Below are 16,182 nucleotides of genomic sequence, written 5' to 3' on the forward strand. Positions count from 1 at the left end.
ATTATCCTTTTATTTTATGTATCGCACAATAAGCTACGGGCAGCACGAACAGCGTCAATGCCGAAGCTACCAGCAGACCTCCCATGATAGTTGCCGCCATTCCGCCGAACATAGCGTCGAACAGTAGCGGCAGCATACCCAGAATCGTAGTTCCCGAAGCCATCGCCACAGGTACGATACGGCTGGTAGTAGCACTCACTACCGCATCCAGCGGTGCCTTTCCGGAAGCAGCTTCCACATCAATCTGGTCTACCAGTACAATGGCATTCTTGATATTCATACCAATCAGTCCCAGCAAACCGAGGATGGAGAAGAAGTCGAAAGACTTGCCGAGCACCAGCAGCCCCAACACAATACCGATGAAGATAAGAGGCAGCATCAACAGGATGACAATCGGCTTACGGTATGTGCGGAACAGGAACAGCAGTGTGATGAACATCAGGAAAAACGTCAACGGCAAGTTGGCAGCCAGTGCCGCGTTGCTTTCCGCTTGGCTTTCTTGTTCTCCGAAGTACTTCATGGTGTATCCTTCCGGCACCTGAATCTCCTTCTGCACCTGTTCCCACACCCGGTTGAAGGCAGCGATGGCATTCACTCCACGGCGCGGGTCGGCTTGTGCCATCATCACCATCTGTCGGTTATAATCTTTCACGTTAGAGAACTTATATTGGAAATCGAATTCACTGACCACCTGTTCCAGCGTAGTGGTCTCTTGGGTGGTGCCGAATACCGGAAGCGTGCGCAGGTCGTTGATGCGGAAAGAGTCTATCGTGTTGTCCTTTAGCAGGATTGGCAATACCTGGTCTCCTTCTCGATATTCACCCAGCGTCATGCCGTTTGTTCCTATCTGGATGCTTTGCGCCATGCTCTGCCGGGAGACGCCGAGGGGCTGCGCACGTTCCGGACTGTAAACGGGGTGCCACACGGGTATCTTGTTTCCCCACGAATTGCGCACGTTGATGAGGTCGGCGTCGCGGTGCATGATTTCCAGAGCCTTGTCCGTCAGCATCACCAGTGTGTCCACATTGTTGCCGATGAAACCGATTTCGATGGCGGCATCCACGGCGGGGGAGAGTTTGAAGAGCGTGGTGCGGGTGATAGCATTCGGATAATTGGCTTTCATATACCCGTCGAAGTTCTCCTCATATTCCTTGGTGTACTTGCTGTCGGTCAGTTCGATAAGGATATTGGCGAAGTTCGGTTTCGGACCGACGGAGGTGGAGGCCAGATAATAACGCAACGGTGTGCTGCCGAAGGTGGTGGATACCCGTTTCACTTCCGGCTGTTGCAGCAGATGCGCTTCTACTTGTTTCATTTCCCGTTCAACGTCGCGGATGCTGTAACCGTCCGGATAGAAGATGTCGGCACGGAAGTACGGCTTGTCCAGTGAGGGGAAGAAGTTTTGCGGCATCAGTCCCATGATGACGAGCGACAGGATGAACAGTATGATGATACTCCCCAAAGTCAGCACTTTCTTCTTTATCAATATGCTGAGGATGGAGGCGAATTTGTGGTAGAAAGGCTTGTCGTAAGGGTCTTTGCTGGCATCTCCGGACTTGGCTTTCAGGATAAAGTTACCGAAGGTAGTTGTCTGCGTAAGTGCCAGCACCCAACTTAATCCCAAAGAAATGGCCAGCACCACAAACAGTGGCTTCACGATTTCCGCCACGGCCGAAGGAGCCAGGTAAAGCGGCAGGAAGGAACAGATGGCAATGAATGTGGCACCCAATAACCCCCATTGCGGCCCGGTGGCACCGTTTATCAGAGCCCGGCGCCGGTCCATGCCCCGGGCAATGGCTATCTGCGCATTGTCCGTCACCACAATGGCGTTGTCCACCAGCATACCCATGGCGATGATGAATCCTGCCAGGGAAGTCCGGTTCAGTCCTACGCCGAGGAAAGACATGATGAGTAGCGTGCCGCCGATGGAAAATATCAGCGAACTGCCGATCAGCAGTCCTGCACGCAGCCCCATCACCAGCATGATGATGACGATAACAATCAGGATGGACTCCACCAGATTGATGATGAAACCGTTGTTTGCTTCACGGGCTATCACATTTTCGGGATAGAGGCTTTCGAGTTCCAGGCCTACCGGGATGAGCGGTAGCAGTTCTGCCAGCCGGGCATCTACCAGTTCGCCTGTTTTCACTACGTCTTTGGTCGGGTCGGTAGAGACACCGATGCCGATGGCACGCCGTCCGTTGACGTGCATGATGTTGGAGGGCGGGTCCATGTAACCTTTCTCGATGACGGCAATGTCGCCCAGCTTCACTTGTCCGCCGGGGGTGGTAATCACTTGTCGGCGGATGTCGTCCACAGTGGTGTACGTGCCGTTGGCAACGATGCGCAGTTGTTGTTCTCCGGCGTTGATTTCTCCGGTATTGATGATCTGGTTTTGCGATTGCAACAGGCTTGCCAGTTGTTTGGGGTCGATACCCATTCCCGCCAGTTTATTGACGGAGATAAGGATGTTCACCACTTCGGTCTGGGTGCCGAAGAGGGCTACTTTCATCACTCCGTCGGCGGTGATGACCTGGGTTTTGATGCGTTCCGCCCAGTTGCGCATTTCCTCGTAGGAGAAACCGTCGTCGCCCACCAGACCGTAATAAATGCCGAATACGTCGCCGAAATCATCCGACACCGTGGGCGTGGAGGCACCGGAGGGCAGTTGCGGCTGTATGTTGAGAACCTTGCGGCGCAGTTCGTCCCACTTCTGCGGAATGGACGCTGCGGATAAGGAAGGTTGAAGTTCAAACGTTATTTTGGATAGTCCGTACATAGACTCCGACTTGATTTTGTATACGCCGCTCATCGACTGTATTTCGCGGGAGATGGGTTCGGTTATGAGCCGTTCCACCTCGGCAGGTTCCGCCCCCGGATAGCGGGTCATGATGACCGCGCTTTTGATGACGAAGGGCGCATCTTCTTTCTTTCCCAGGTTGCTGAACGACAGTATGCCGCCCAGGAGCAATACGGCGAGGAAGAAATAGACAATTTTCGTATTGTCTAATGCATATTTAGCTAAGTTCATAATTTAAAATGTTTAGGTTTATTGGGGATATTCATCACGTGGCTTTTTTGCCCGGTATCAAACGATATCAATTGATTACCTTCACCGTCTGTCCTTCCACCAACTGGTGTACTCCGGCTATCACGACACTTTCTCCCGGTTGCAGTCCGGCCGAAATCAGAACATTGGCTTCCCCCGTCGGAGAGTATACCGTCACTTCCCGACGGCTTGCCTTACCATCCTTCACCACCCACACATATGTTTTCTTATTCCCACTCTCACCAAAGACAGCACTGAGCGGAACATTCATCAGCTTCTCTTCCAGGAACGGGGCAACGTCCGAAGCCAGCTTAATCTTACATGTAAATCCCGGCTTCACATCATAAAGGCTGCGGTCGAAGGCTGCATCATCTATCCTGATAGTCACCGGTATTCCCGTCCCGTCCGTTGAAATATCCAGATACTCTTCCAATCGTGCGTTGAACGTCACCCCCGGATAACTGTCGAATATCACCCGGAACGTCACATCTTTTGCACGAAGCAGATACAGATAATCATCCGGCACGGTGAATTTGATGCGGAGCTTCTGCGTATTCACCAACTGCACGATACCTTCGCCGGAGTTGACACGCTGATAATTCTCCACCAGACGCTTCTCGATGGAACCGTCGAACGGAGCTGTCAGTTTCGTATCTCTCATGTTGTTGCCGGATAACTCATAGGCCGACTTTGCTTTCTGGTAATTGACTACACTGATTTCGTACTCCTGCACGGAGATGGCCTGGCGACCCAGTAGACGCTTGTTGCGCTCCACTTGTGCGGCGGCAGTTTCGTAAGCAGCCTTGTCGGCGGCATATTGCAGGGAGATGTCGCGCGGGTCGATGGCGGCAATCAACTGGCCTTTCTTCACCCGCTGTCCTTCCACGACAGGCAGGTTGATGACTTGTCCGCTGACGCGAAAGGCAAGTTTTACGTATTCCACGGCTTCCACTATTCCGGAGAAGTCTTTCCGGATGACCGATTGGGAACTGACGGTCGTTGTCTTAACAGGCCGGATAAGGGCAGTTTCGCCCTCCTTCTTTTGCCCGCACGACGTGATAAGTAGCGTCGTGGCAAGGGCGAACAGACAGATTTTCTTCATATAAGTTGTTCGTTTAGGTATAAAAACATATAACCGGAAAAACAGAAAAATGTTTTCCCGGTTATAAAGGTAAATGATAATTTAGGGGCGAGGCGCCCCGGCCAGGTTTCCCTTCGGCGTACAAGAGTAACTCCATTCCCCTCCTCCAGTCGGAGGAGGGGTGCCCAAAGGGCGGGGTGGTAGGTGAGAAAGAATTCCTTTTTATGATTAATAGGTATTTTATCGCTTACCTACCACCTCCCCCCGTTGGGGTACTCCTCCTCCGACTGGAGGAGGAGAATTAAGATACTCCTGTGCCGAAAGGAAATTTTGCTCCAGCGCTACGCTGGTAAATTATCATTTATATTTTCTGTCTTTCGACCTTCAACTCTGTCCCCACTTTCAGCCTATAAATGTTTTGGTATACTTGTATGTTCAGTTCTTCTCCGGCAATCAGTGAGATTTTTATTTCCTTTCCTACTTGCATATACAGCGTGCGCCCCTGATAATTCACCTGGAACGAATAACTTTTCCACTTCTCCGGTATGACGGGGGAGAAGCACAAGATGTTTTCTAGTACCTCCATCCCTGCAAATCCCCGCACGATGGCAAGCCAGCTACCCGGCATACTGGTGATGTGCAGTCCCTGGTGCGTCTCATTGTTATAGTCGTCCAGGTCGAGGCGGGTGGCGTGCATGAAGAGCTGGTATGCACGTTCCACTTCCCCAATGCGTGCGGCAAGAATGGAGTGGATATGTGGGGAAAGCGAAGACTCATGCACCGTCATAGCCTCGTAAAACTCAAAATTACGGCGGACAGTCTCTTTGTCGAAATGGAAATAATACAGATATAAACCCAGCAGAACATCGCTTTGCTTGATATAACATGAACGCAGAATGCGGTCCCAGGACCAATGCTGGTTGATGGGGCGCTCTTCGGGCGGGATGGCGTCAGTGCTTTCCAGCTCCTTATCCAGATAGCCGTCGTTCTGTACGAAAATTCCCAGTTCCTTGTCTTCCGGCAGGTACATGCGTGCGATGATGTCTCGCCAACGTTCGGCCTCTTCCTGTTGGCGCAGGTTGGTGACACGGCGTACACGGGCATATTCGTCGGGGTATTCTCCGGCAATGATTTCAAGGTAGTTAAGTGTCATCCGCAGGCATTGCACACACGAATAGTTGGTGTACCAGTTGTTATCCACGTTGTTTTCGTACTCATCCGGTCCGGTTACACCCAGTATGACATATTTCTGCTTCGGTTTGGAGAAAGATACACGCTGGCTCCAGAATCGGGAGACGGCAATCATCACTTCCAGACCGTATTTGGCGACGTAATCCTTGCTGCCCGTCAGTGCGGCATGTTGTGCAATGGCATATACGATGATGTTGTTGCGGTGTATTTCTTCGAAGGTGATTTCCCATTCGCTGTGGCATTCCTCACCACTGTAAGTGACTTGCGGAAACAGTGCGGCACCCTCTTTGAAACCCAGTTTGCGGGCATTCTCTATCGCTTTCGGCAGTTGGTTATAACGGTATATCAACAGGTTCTTCACAATCTCCCTCGGAGTAGAAAGCAGGAAGAACGGTACACAACAAAGTTCTGTGTTCCAATATGTGTTTCCACCGTATTTTTCGCCAGTGAATCCTTTCGGACCGATATTCAGGCGCGGATCATCACCGCGATACGTCTGGCATAGTTGGAAGATGTTGTACCGGATGCCTTGTTGTGCTTCCGGGTCCCCTTCGATAACCACATCCATTTCCTTCCATATATTGGCCCAGGCTTGCCGGTGATCGTTTTCCAGCTTGTCCCAGCCATCGATTTTAATCTGGCGGGCTTTGGCGATGGAATGTTCTATCAATTCCTGACGTTCATCATAGAGCGACGAATTTATGGCGGTATATTTAATGAGCATCACGTTGTCTCCCGGTTTTACATCTGCTCCGATACTGAATCCGGTCTGTTTCTCCTTTTCAATGCGTATCGGGTTTGAGGTGGTTTCTTTGCCGTTCTTGAAGAACTGATAGGTCATGGCATAGCACACTTGTGCATCTTCCCGCCGGGTTTGCGTCCATAGATAAGCACAATCCTTTGTGACACCGGAACGGAGGATATTCCATATCTTCTCGTTCGGATCATCGTTCTTATTGACTATGATTGCATCCAGGGAGGGAATCAGTGATATTCTTCCCGTATAATTAATGGAGGTGACGCTGTATTTTATCAGGCATAAATCGGGGTGGGCCATATTGTTGATATGCTCCACATGTACCCGTATTTGATGTCCTCTGGGAGAAGTCACTTCGAAATCCCGGTAGGAGATACCCGCTTTCATATCGAGACGGCGATTGAAACTATTTACGTCCCATTGTGCCAGGTCCAGTTCTTCGTCGATGAGACGCAGGCTGACACGACTCCAGTCCGCTGCATTGGGAATGCGGGTGTAGAAAGCAGGAAAGCCGTTCTTCCACCATCCTACACGCGTTTTATCCAGAAAAGTGATACCGGCTACGAATGAACCGCGATACGAATCGCTTGAGTAAGGCTCTTCAAAATTTCCCCGTTGTCCGAAGCGTCCGTTCCCCAGGCTGAATATACTTTCGGACATTCGCAGGTTGTCAGCGTGAAAGTTATCTTCAATAATGTTCCATTCATCGGTTTTAAGGTATCTTTTCATGGCGTGTATCTCAATGGTGATTATGGCGGTAAAGATAAACAAATAAACGGACAAATGGCAAAAAGAGGAAAAAAAGAAGACAAAATTTACTTTTGAGTTAAAATGTGCTCCGTTTCTCTACGACCAACGCCCTGTTCATCGTAGAGAAACAGGGCGTTGGTCGTAGAAGAAAGGGGTACTTGTCGTAGAGCAACGAAGCCCCCTTTCAGAATATATTCTCGTAAGGATTATGCTTTCACTTGTTCTCCTGTTGTTTCTTTGATGAAATATACACAAACCGCACCGATAATCAGCATGACACCTGCCATGACCAGCATATTGATTTCGGGCGGCAACATACCTTTCGGGGTGAACAGGGCAAGGATGCTTCCACCAAGTGAGGCAGCCACAATCTGCGGAATACAGATTGTTCCGTTGAACAAGCCCAGATAAGTTCCCATGTGTCCGCCGCTCAGTGCGTTGGTCAGGATGGTGAAAGGCAACGCCAGCATAGCAGCCCATGCGCAACCTATCAGTAAGAAGGAGATGAACAATACATATTGATTATGAACAAAATAAGTAGAGATGAAACCCAATCCACCCAGCACCAGACTGAGAGAATAGATCAGTTTGCGATCCTTGAACAACGGGATGCAGACAGCCCATAGTACAGAACCGATAGCCTGTACGGTAAACAACACACCTACCCAGTCGGCGGCATCCTGATATTGAATACTCTTGGTGTCCAGCATAACTTTGCTGACTCCGTTCACTACGGTTTCCACGGTAGGAGCATCGAATACATTGGCAGCTACACTACCATTGGTATACGTCCACATAAACATGAAAGCAAACCAGCAGAAGAACTGAACCAGACCTACCGTCCAGAAAGCTTTCGGTGCTTTCACCAGTAGTTTCACCATATTGATTTTTTCTTTCTCTTCCTCTTCGGTGATGCCGTGGTATTCAGCGTATTCGGCGGGCGGCATCTCCTTTACTTTCACTGTGGTATAGATTACACAGAGTATCAGGATGGCGGCTCCGATATAGAAGGAATAAATCACCGAGTCGGGTACTACGCCTTGTGGAGCTACATTGCTGATACCGATCCATGTGAAGATGAACGGGAACAGGAAACCTACGAGGCTGCCGGCATTGCACAGGAAGCTCTGGATGGAATAGGCGAGTCCTTTCTGCTTTTCGTTCACCATGTCGCCCACCATCATTTTGAACGGCTGCATCGCCATGTTGATGGAAGTGTCCAGGAACATCAGCGATACCAGTCCGAATATCATTGCCGTGCTCACTGCCATACCGAAACTACCGGCATTGGGCAACAGGCACATCACCAGTACGGCTACCAGTGAACCGACAAACAGATAAGGAATACGGCGTCCGAAGCGCGTCCACGTCTTGTCGCTTGCAGCGCCCACGATGGGTTGCACGATGATGCCTGCCAATGGTGGTAATATCCAGAAATAACTTAAACTATGCGGGTCCGCACCCAGTGTTGCAAAAATACGACTGATGTTTGCACTCTGCAAGGCGTAGGCAATCTGTACGCCAAAAAAGCCGAAGCTGATGTTCCACAACTTCCAAAAGCTTAAATCGGGTTTTACTTTCATTCTTATATTTGGTATTAGATATTATAATCTGTTTTATAAATGGTGATTTAGCGACGTGATTTGCGGAGTAACCTTTTTCTTACTTCGTCGTCCCCCTCACCACAAGATTTGTCCTCACAATCTTGTTACTGCTCCTTTCATCATTCCCCTCCAGTTTATCTATCAGAATGCTGAAAGCGCTTTTCCCTACTTCCTCACCGTGCTGTTCTACGGTTGTCAGTTTCGGGTCGGTGCTTTGGGCAATGGCTCCGTCGGTGAATCCGCAGATAGATACCTCGTCGGGCACTCTTTTCCCTACCAGCTTGCAGGCATAAAGAATTCCTGAGGCCGTTTCATCGTTGATGGCAAAGAAACCATCCGGGTGGCCGGGACCTTCCAGAATATCCGGGGTGATGGCTATGGCACGTTCACGGGTATCACACAACATAATCATGCTGTCGTCCACAGGAATTTTATACTTCTTCATGGCATCCAGATACCCGTTCCGGCGGTTCTTGGTGATTTCCATATGAGGCGCCGCACCGTAAAACAGGATGCGCTTGCAACCTGTCTGTATCATATACTCTACGGCAGCGAATGAACCGGCATAATCATCCACTACCACCCGTTCCGTCTTCAATCCCGTACAGATGCGGTCGTAGAAAACAATGGGGATGTTGTTGTTCAGCAACTCCTGATAATGGTCGTATTGGGAAGTATCTTTTGCCAGTGAAGCAATCACACCACAGACGCGGGCGGCAAGGAATGAGTGTACTATCTTTACCTCCTGTTCATAAGATTCGTTGCTTTGCGCTACCAGAATATTATATCCCGCTTTGCCCGCAGCTTTCTCTATTCCACTCAGTACGCACGAGAAGAAGTGGTGCACCAATTGCGGCACAATCACACCAATCGTATTCGAGCGGCTGGCACGAAGATTCACTGCAAGTACGTTAGGCTTGTAATTATGCTCCCGGGCATACGCATGTATAAGGTCACGGGTCTCCTGGCTGATATCCGGGTTGTCTTTCAGCGCCCTCGACACAGTGGATGGCGAGACGTTCAACGCCCGGGCAATATCCTTGATGGTTATCTGCGGTTTATTCATGGTATTTTCTAAATATTCCCAAAGATAATGCAAACCGAAAGCAGTACAAAATAAGCTTGCTTATTTTTATTGCTGAGGTGCAGCTTATCTTAATCAAAGGTTATTCAAATAGGGGATAGCTGCCAAACTAAAAAATGTAAAGCCAACTAATCCGATTGCAAAAATAGCGGAATAGGTGAGAATAAGCTTCTTCGTTGAGATTTATCGGGTTATAGAATAGTGCAAACGTTTGCAAACATCCATTGACTTTGCATTTGAATGGGCGTCGAACGTTGCTTTTTTGCGAGACGCTTTGTTTCCAGATGAAACTGTCGGGACTGCATAGATTCCCGGAAGTAAATATAAAACGGTTGACTAAGCTTTCAGCCGTTATAAATAATAACTGCGATGCCCCCCCTATAAGAACTTTTGTTATCTTTAGATAAGATAAGCTGCATTTCGGCATAACTTTTTCATGCTTGCATGAAAGTTCTGCACTCAATTTGCATTATCTTTGTGTCGTTATCCCGTCATAAAGCGACGGATTAAATATCCCAAAAACAGCAGGAGGACATCATATGGATCCATTAGAATACTTAGTACCCGGCAGAAAGAGACTTCCCTACGGCATGATGAACTTCGCGGTCATCCGCCGTGAAGACTATTATTATGTGGATAAAACCCGCTTCATCCCCATGATAGAGCAGGCGGACCGCTTCTTCTTCTTCATCCGTCCGCGCCGTTTCGGGAAGAGCCTGACGCTGAACGTGCTGCAACATTACTACGATGTGCGTACCCGCGACAAGTTCGACGACCTCTTTGGCGACCTCTACATCGGGCAGCATCCCACACCGAGTCGTAACACTTATCTTGTGCTCTATCTCAATTTCTCCGGTATCACCGGTGCACTGAACGACTATCGCAAAGGGCTGGATGAGCACTGCCAAATCCGCTTCGACTTTTTCTGCGAAGTCTATGCCGACCTTCTGCCGGAAGGCATCAGGGATCGGCTGGACGAGAAGGACGGAGCCGTCAACCAATTAGACTATCTGATTTCGGAATGCGAACGTGCCGGACAGAAGGTGTACCTCTTTATCGACGAGTACGACCACTTCACCAACGCCATTCTCTCCGACCCCGAAAGTCTGCACCGTTACACCAACGAGACGCATGGCGAGGGTTATCTGCGCGCCTTCTTCAACAAAGTGAAAGCGGGAACCTATTCCAGTATCGAGCGCTGTTTCATTACCGGTGTAAGCCCCGTGACGATGGACGACCTCACCAGCGGCTTCAACATCGGAACCAACTATTCCCTCTCACCGGATTTCAACCAAATGATGGGATTTACAGAAGAAGAAGTGCGCGAAATGCTGACTTACTATTCTACCACCAGCCCCTTCAATCATACCATTGACGAACTGATAGAGATAATGAAGCCGTGGTATGATAACTATTGCTTCGCGCAGGAATGTTACGGCGAAACCACGATGTATAACTCCAATATGGTGCTTTATTTTGTCAAGAACTACATCTCGCGTGGCAAAGCACCGCTAAGCATGGTGGAAGAGAACATCCGCATCGACTACGAGAAACTGCGCATGCTCATCCGCAAGGACAAGGAGTTTGCTCATGATGCCTCCGTCATTCAAACCCTTGTGAGCCAGGGCTTCATCACCGGCGAACTGAAGAGTGGCTTCCCTGCCTCCGGCATCACCAATCCCGATAATTTCGTGAGCTTGCTCTACTATTTCGGCATGCTCACCATTAACGGCATGCACCGGGGAAAGACCAAACTCATCATCCCCAATCTGGTAGTTCAGGAACAACTCTATACCTATCTGTTAAGCACCTACAACGAAGCTGACCTCAGTTTCAGCAGCTACGAAAAGAGTGAACTGGCAAGCCAGCTCGCTTACGATGGCAACTGGAAAGCCTACTTCGACTACATTGCCGACTGCCTGAAGACCTACGCCTCGCAGCGCGACAAGCAGAAGGGCGAGTTCTTCGTGCATGGCTTCACCCTTGCCATGACCGCACAGAACCGTTTCTACCGTCCCATCTCCGAACAGGACACGCAGGCGGGCTATGTCGATATTTTTCTCTGTCCGATGCTGGACATCTACTCCGACATGACGCACAGCTACATTGTAGAGTTGAAGTATGCCAAGTACAAAGACCCCGAAACCCGTGTGGAGGAACTGCGTCAGGAGGCTATCGCACAAGCCAACCGCTACGCTGATACCGATACGGTGAAACGTGCCATCGGCAGCACCCGGCTACATAAGATTGTGGTGGTGTATAAAGGCATGGAAATGCGGGTGTGCGAAGAAATACAGTAGTCCGGACCTTTAACGTAACCCGGCATATGCACAGACCAGTTCTTTTTCTTTTCATTCTGTTACAGATATGGCTTCCTTGCAGTCTGGCGGGGCAGAAGTCCGATTACAGACTGTTTGATAATATCAGTCTGGGGACGGAAGCATCCGTCATCAGTTGCTTCCTGCAAGACACGCAAGGACTGATATGGATAGGTTCCAACAAAGGACTGTTCAGTTACGACGGCTATTCCTCACAACCGCATTTCACTTTCGGCGAGCGCAGCAATACGCGCATTTATTGCGGTGAAGTGGTGGACAGCACTTATCTCTATATGGGTGCGGACAATGGCTTGCTGATTTATAATTACCGGACAGACACCTACCAAGAACCGGAAGCGGACTTCCCGACCGACATCCGCACACTGGCATTGCGTGACGGCGTGCTGTGGCTGGGAACACTTAACGGTCTCTACACCTACTCACCGGAAACCCGGCAGCTCTCCGCCATCACCGAAGGACTTCCGCACCAGACCATTTATTCCATTATCCGCGCCTCGGACGATAACCTCTACATTGGCACGTACAACGGCTGTTGCCGCTACATCCCCGCCACCGGACGCTTTGAAACCATAGACCTGCCCGTCACCCGTGGCCGAAGCAATCAGTTTGTCAATTCACTTCTGGAAGATACCGCACGCGGTTGCATCTGGATAGGCACAGAAGGATGTCTTTTCAAATACACCCCTGCCGACGGGCATACACAGCGGATAGATGCTTTCCATGATAACTCTGTCAAGTCTCTGGCACTGGACGGGAACGGACAATTGCTGGTAGGCACCGATAATGGTCTGTACGTCTATCAGGAGGACGAACCCTTGCTGCACGTTGTTCATGACTCCCGAAACCTCCAGTCCCTTTCTAACAATATCATCTGGACCATCTTTGCCGACCGCGAGCATAACGTCTGGCTCGGCACGGATTACGGCATCTCCATGTCCCGCCATAACAGTGTGTTGCGTCACATCCCTATCTCGCAGATTACCGGAACAGGGGAGGGCAACCAGTTCTATTCCATGCTGCGCGATACGCACGGAACTTATTGGTTTGGCGGCACCAACGGCCTCATTCGCTTCACCGCTCTTATGGATGGGGAACAGGACGTTGCCTGGTACAAGATGGGAGACCGGAAATATCCTTTATCCCACAACCGGGTACGCCATCTTTACGAAGACCGTGAACAACAACTCTGGGTGGCTACGGATGGCAGCATCAGTCGTTACGACCCGGCGAAACGCCAGTTTATACATTATAACATAGTGGACAGCACCCGCCGCTACAATACCAATTGGACGTATAGCCTTTTTGAAGACCGTGACGGACAACTCTGGATAGCTACCTGTCTTGGTGGCATCTTTGTGGTAGATAAGGAAAACCTCATGCGTTCTTCCGGCGGACTCTACATGGCGGAGAAGACTTATTCCATCCACAACGGCCTGGCCGGCATGTTCATCAACCAGATGATTCCCGACCGGGAAGGGAATGTATGGGCATTGCTCTATAACAGCCCCAACAGCATCGAAAAGATAAATCCCCGTACCGGCGAAGTCACCCATATTGCCGCCGGTGAACTGAAAGGCGAGCGTACTCCCAACTTTATCCTTTGTGCCGAAGACGGCTACATCTGGATAGGTTTCCCCGGCGGAGTGATGCGCGTGACTCCCGAAAACGACAGTATCCGTATGTTGCCCTTTGATGCTTATAATCATTACGAAGTGCTTTCCATGGCCGAAGCCGACGGCCGCATCTGGATCTCTACCACAGATGGTTTCTGGGTAGCCGACCAGCAGACTCTGGAAGTCCGCAGACTGAATATCACCGACAAGCGTTTCACCAGCATGTTCTTTGATAAGACAAGCGGAGAACTCTATCTGGGTACCGCAGACGGTTTTGCCATCTCCTCACCCGAAGCCTTGCTGGCGGAACACTCCGAACAGCCGTTGATATTGACCGCCCTTTACGTCAATAATCAACTTTACCAGTCTGGGGCGGGGCAGGCGCTTGATGCAGTGCAATCCGCACAAAGCATCCGTTACTCACAGCGTATAAATCTGGACTACGACCAGAACAATCTTGCTTTTGAACTCTCCGACCTGCCTTATTCCCTTGAAGAGAAAAGCAAACTGTTGTATCGCCTGGAAGGTGTGGACCGTGAATGGAACTTGCTGAAACCGAATACGAACCGGATTACTTACAACAATCTGAGCTATGGTGACTACCGTCTGATAGTGAGTAAGCTGGATGCGCATGGCAAGCCGTCCGAAAAAACGTATGCATTGGACATCCACGTCATTCCGCCCTGGTACTACACCTCGTGGGCAAAGGCCGTTTATGTCTTGCTGTGGCTTGTCCTGATACTCTGGACAATCAACTTCTTCCGCGTGAAGAACCGTCTGAAACTGGAGCGTCTGGAGAAAGAGAAAATCCTGGAGCAGTCTCAGGCTAAGATGGAGTTCTTTACGAATCTCTCCCACGACCTGAAAACTCCGTTGAGCATGATTATCGCGCCTATCAGCAAGTTGCTGCCCGGCATCAAGGATCAGCAGGAGAAGAAACAACTGGAACAGGTGCATCGCAATGCCATGAAGTTGAATTCGCTTATCCATCAGGGGCTGGACTTCAACCGGGTGGATAGCGGCAAGAATGCGCTGTTGATTTTGTCGCAAATAGAGTTGGTGTCTTTCGTGCGTGGCTTGTTTACCCAGTATGTGGAGGAAAAAACGAGAGAGAAACAACTCACGTTTGACTTTCATACCGACCGGGAGAAGATATATATACAGATGGATGCCATCAAGTTGGAATCCATTCTGGATAATCTTTTGTCCAATGCTGTGAAGTATACTCCGGAGGGTGGGAGCGTCACGCTTCGTCTGGAAATTCCCGGTGATGGGAAAGATGTGTGTATTTCTGTTTCCGATACAGGTATCGGTGTGCCCCGTCAGGACCAGCCGTATATCTTCCAGCGCTTCTTCCAGTCACCCAAGACGGCAGGAAAAAAGGAGGGGACAGGTATCGGGCTTTATCTCGTAAAGACTTACACGGAATTGCATGGCGGCAGCGTGCTGCTCACCTCGGAAGAAAATAAAGGGACTACCGTTACGCTGAACTTACCGGTTGGCAGTTCGGAACAGATGTCGGTTGATGTGCTTTCCGAGCCTGTGGCGTCTGAACGGGAGAGGGGGCTTTCTGAACAAAAGAGTGTGCTTTCTGAACAAGGAGCTGTGCTTGTTGAACCCGGAACTATGCTTTCTGAACAGAAACCTGCGTCAGAAGAAGTAGAAACAGCAGTCTCCGCTTCTTCTTCTGTCGCAGAGATAGCCAGCCCGGAAGCTCCGCTGATATTAATAGTGGATGACACTCCGGAAATAGCCGAGTTCATTTATCAGATACTGCATGCAAAATATCGTTGCCGTATAGCGGAGAATGGCAAGACAGGTATGGAGATGGCGATGGAATTATCTCCTGATCTGATTATTGCTGATGTCATGATGCCCGTAATGGACGGACTTGAAATGGTGCGCCGCCTCAAAAAGCACATTCCTACTTCCACTATCCCCATTATCCTGTTGACGGCTAAGAGCGACAAGGAGACGGAACTTGAAAGTATACAGTTGAACATCGAGGCTTTCATTCCCAAGCCTTTCGAACCGGATATTCTGCTTTCGCGTGTGCAACAGTTGTTGGCTGCCCGGGAGATGCACGAGACGAAAGCCCGCATCGAAGCCCTTGCCGCCCCGAAGGAAATCGAAGCGGTTTCCTACGATGAGAAGTTCCTGGCAAGCATTATCCATCTGATTGAGGAACACATTTCGGACTCGGAACTGAATGTGAATGCCCTCTGTGAATGGACGAGTACGAATAACAAGCAGATGTATCGCAAGATAAAACAACTCACCGGCATGACGCCTGTAGAATATATCAAATCCATTCGTATGAAGAAAGCCGCCATGCTGTTGAAGCAACAGAAGTTCACGGTTGCCGAGGTGATGTATATGGTTGGTTTTTCTAATCATTCTTACTTCTCCAAGTGCTTTCAAGCGGAGTTCGGGGTGACGCCTAAGCAATATATTTAATTTCTTCTTATACGGTTTTGAATCAAAGCAGGCATTCATTGCGTAGCTCAAGGCTGAAAGCCTTTTATCTTATAGCCCAGGGCTACGCCCTGGGAATTGAGTAATGTTTATCCCTGCGCCCTGTAAGGGCATAACAGCAGCGTCACTGCAAAGCCTATACTGTCTTACACTGATATAGGTTGACACCTATTTGTAGGCATCAAAGAAGAAACAATATGCCAAAACTTAGTCGTAAGCCGTATGATGAGACTTTC

Annotated in this window: 7 protein-coding genes; 2 read left to right on the forward strand and 5 right to left on the reverse strand. The window is 49.7% G+C overall.

Annotated features, from left to right (window positions below):
- Position 1: 1 nt before the first annotated feature.
- The 5 genes from BUC01_RS20560 to BUC01_RS20580 form a co-directional block, all read right to left on the reverse strand.
- On the reverse strand, positions 2-3,034 hold the full coding sequence (locus BUC01_RS20560; protein WP_073314702.1) for an efflux RND transporter permease subunit: 3,033 nt from the start codon (positions 3,032-3,034) through the stop codon (positions 2-4).
- A gap of 67 nt (positions 3,035-3,101) precedes the next feature.
- Positions 3,102-4,154 carry an efflux RND transporter periplasmic adaptor subunit gene (locus BUC01_RS20565; protein WP_025833709.1) on the reverse strand — a complete coding sequence of 351 codons (1,053 nt, stop codon included), beginning with the start codon at positions 4,152-4,154 and terminating at the stop codon, positions 3,102-3,104.
- Between the two features lie 340 nt (positions 4,155-4,494).
- The gene (locus tag BUC01_RS20570) at positions 4,495-6,810 is read right to left on the reverse strand and encodes a family 65 glycosyl hydrolase domain-containing protein (protein WP_025835714.1); all 2,316 of its coding nucleotides are present in this window, start codon (positions 6,808-6,810) and stop codon (positions 4,495-4,497) included.
- A gap of 227 nt (positions 6,811-7,037) precedes the next feature.
- Positions 7,038-8,414 carry an MFS transporter gene (locus BUC01_RS20575; RefSeq protein ID WP_025835716.1) on the reverse strand — a complete coding sequence of 459 codons (1,377 nt, stop codon included), beginning with the start codon at positions 8,412-8,414 and terminating at the stop codon, positions 7,038-7,040.
- A 79-nt stretch (positions 8,415-8,493) separates the two neighbouring features.
- The gene (locus BUC01_RS20580) at positions 8,494-9,501 is read right to left on the reverse strand and encodes a LacI family DNA-binding transcriptional regulator (RefSeq protein ID WP_025835718.1); all 1,008 of its coding nucleotides are present in this window, start codon (positions 9,499-9,501) and stop codon (positions 8,494-8,496) included.
- A 557-nt stretch (positions 9,502-10,058) separates the two neighbouring features.
- On the opposite strand from BUC01_RS20580, the gene BUC01_RS20585 reads away from it, so the two are divergent.
- The gene (locus BUC01_RS20585; RefSeq protein ID WP_025835719.1) at positions 10,059-11,819 is read left to right on the forward strand and encodes an AAA family ATPase; all 1,761 of its coding nucleotides are present in this window, start codon (positions 10,059-10,061) and stop codon (positions 11,817-11,819) included.
- Positions 11,820-11,845: 26 nt separating this feature from the next.
- Positions 11,846-15,928 carry a hybrid sensor histidine kinase/response regulator transcription factor gene (locus BUC01_RS20590; RefSeq protein ID WP_073314705.1) on the forward strand — a complete coding sequence of 1,361 codons (4,083 nt, stop codon included), beginning with the start codon at positions 11,846-11,848 and terminating at the stop codon, positions 15,926-15,928.
- Positions 15,929-16,182 lie beyond the last annotated feature (254 nt).

It is taken from the genome of Bacteroides stercorirosoris (assembly GCF_900142015.1).
Lineage (GTDB): Bacteria > Bacteroidota > Bacteroidia > Bacteroidales > Bacteroidaceae > Bacteroides > Bacteroides stercorirosoris.

Excerpts from the sequence above, each read along its gene's own strand:
- BUC01_RS20585 (WP_025835719.1), top strand. The coding sequence starts at position 10,059 with ATGGATCCATTAGAATACTTAGTACCCGGCAGAAAGAGACTTCCCTAC.
- BUC01_RS20590 (WP_073314705.1), top strand. The coding sequence starts at position 11,846 with ATGCACAGACCAGTTCTTTTTCTTTTCATTCTGTTACAGATATGGCTT.
- BUC01_RS20560 (WP_073314702.1), bottom strand. The coding sequence starts at position 3,034 with ATGAACTTAGCTAAATATGCATTAGACAATACGAAAATTGTCTATTTC.
- BUC01_RS20565 (WP_025833709.1), bottom strand. The coding sequence starts at position 4,154 with ATGAAGAAAATCTGTCTGTTCGCCCTTGCCACGACGCTACTTATCACG.
- BUC01_RS20575 (WP_025835716.1), bottom strand. The coding sequence starts at position 8,414 with ATGAAAGTAAAACCCGATTTAAGCTTTTGGAAGTTGTGGAACATCAGC.
- BUC01_RS20580 (WP_025835718.1), bottom strand. The coding sequence starts at position 9,501 with ATGAATAAACCGCAGATAACCATCAAGGATATTGCCCGGGCGTTGAAC.
- BUC01_RS20570 (WP_025835714.1), bottom strand. The coding sequence starts at position 6,810 with ATGAAAAGATACCTTAAAACCGATGAATGGAACATTATTGAAGATAAC.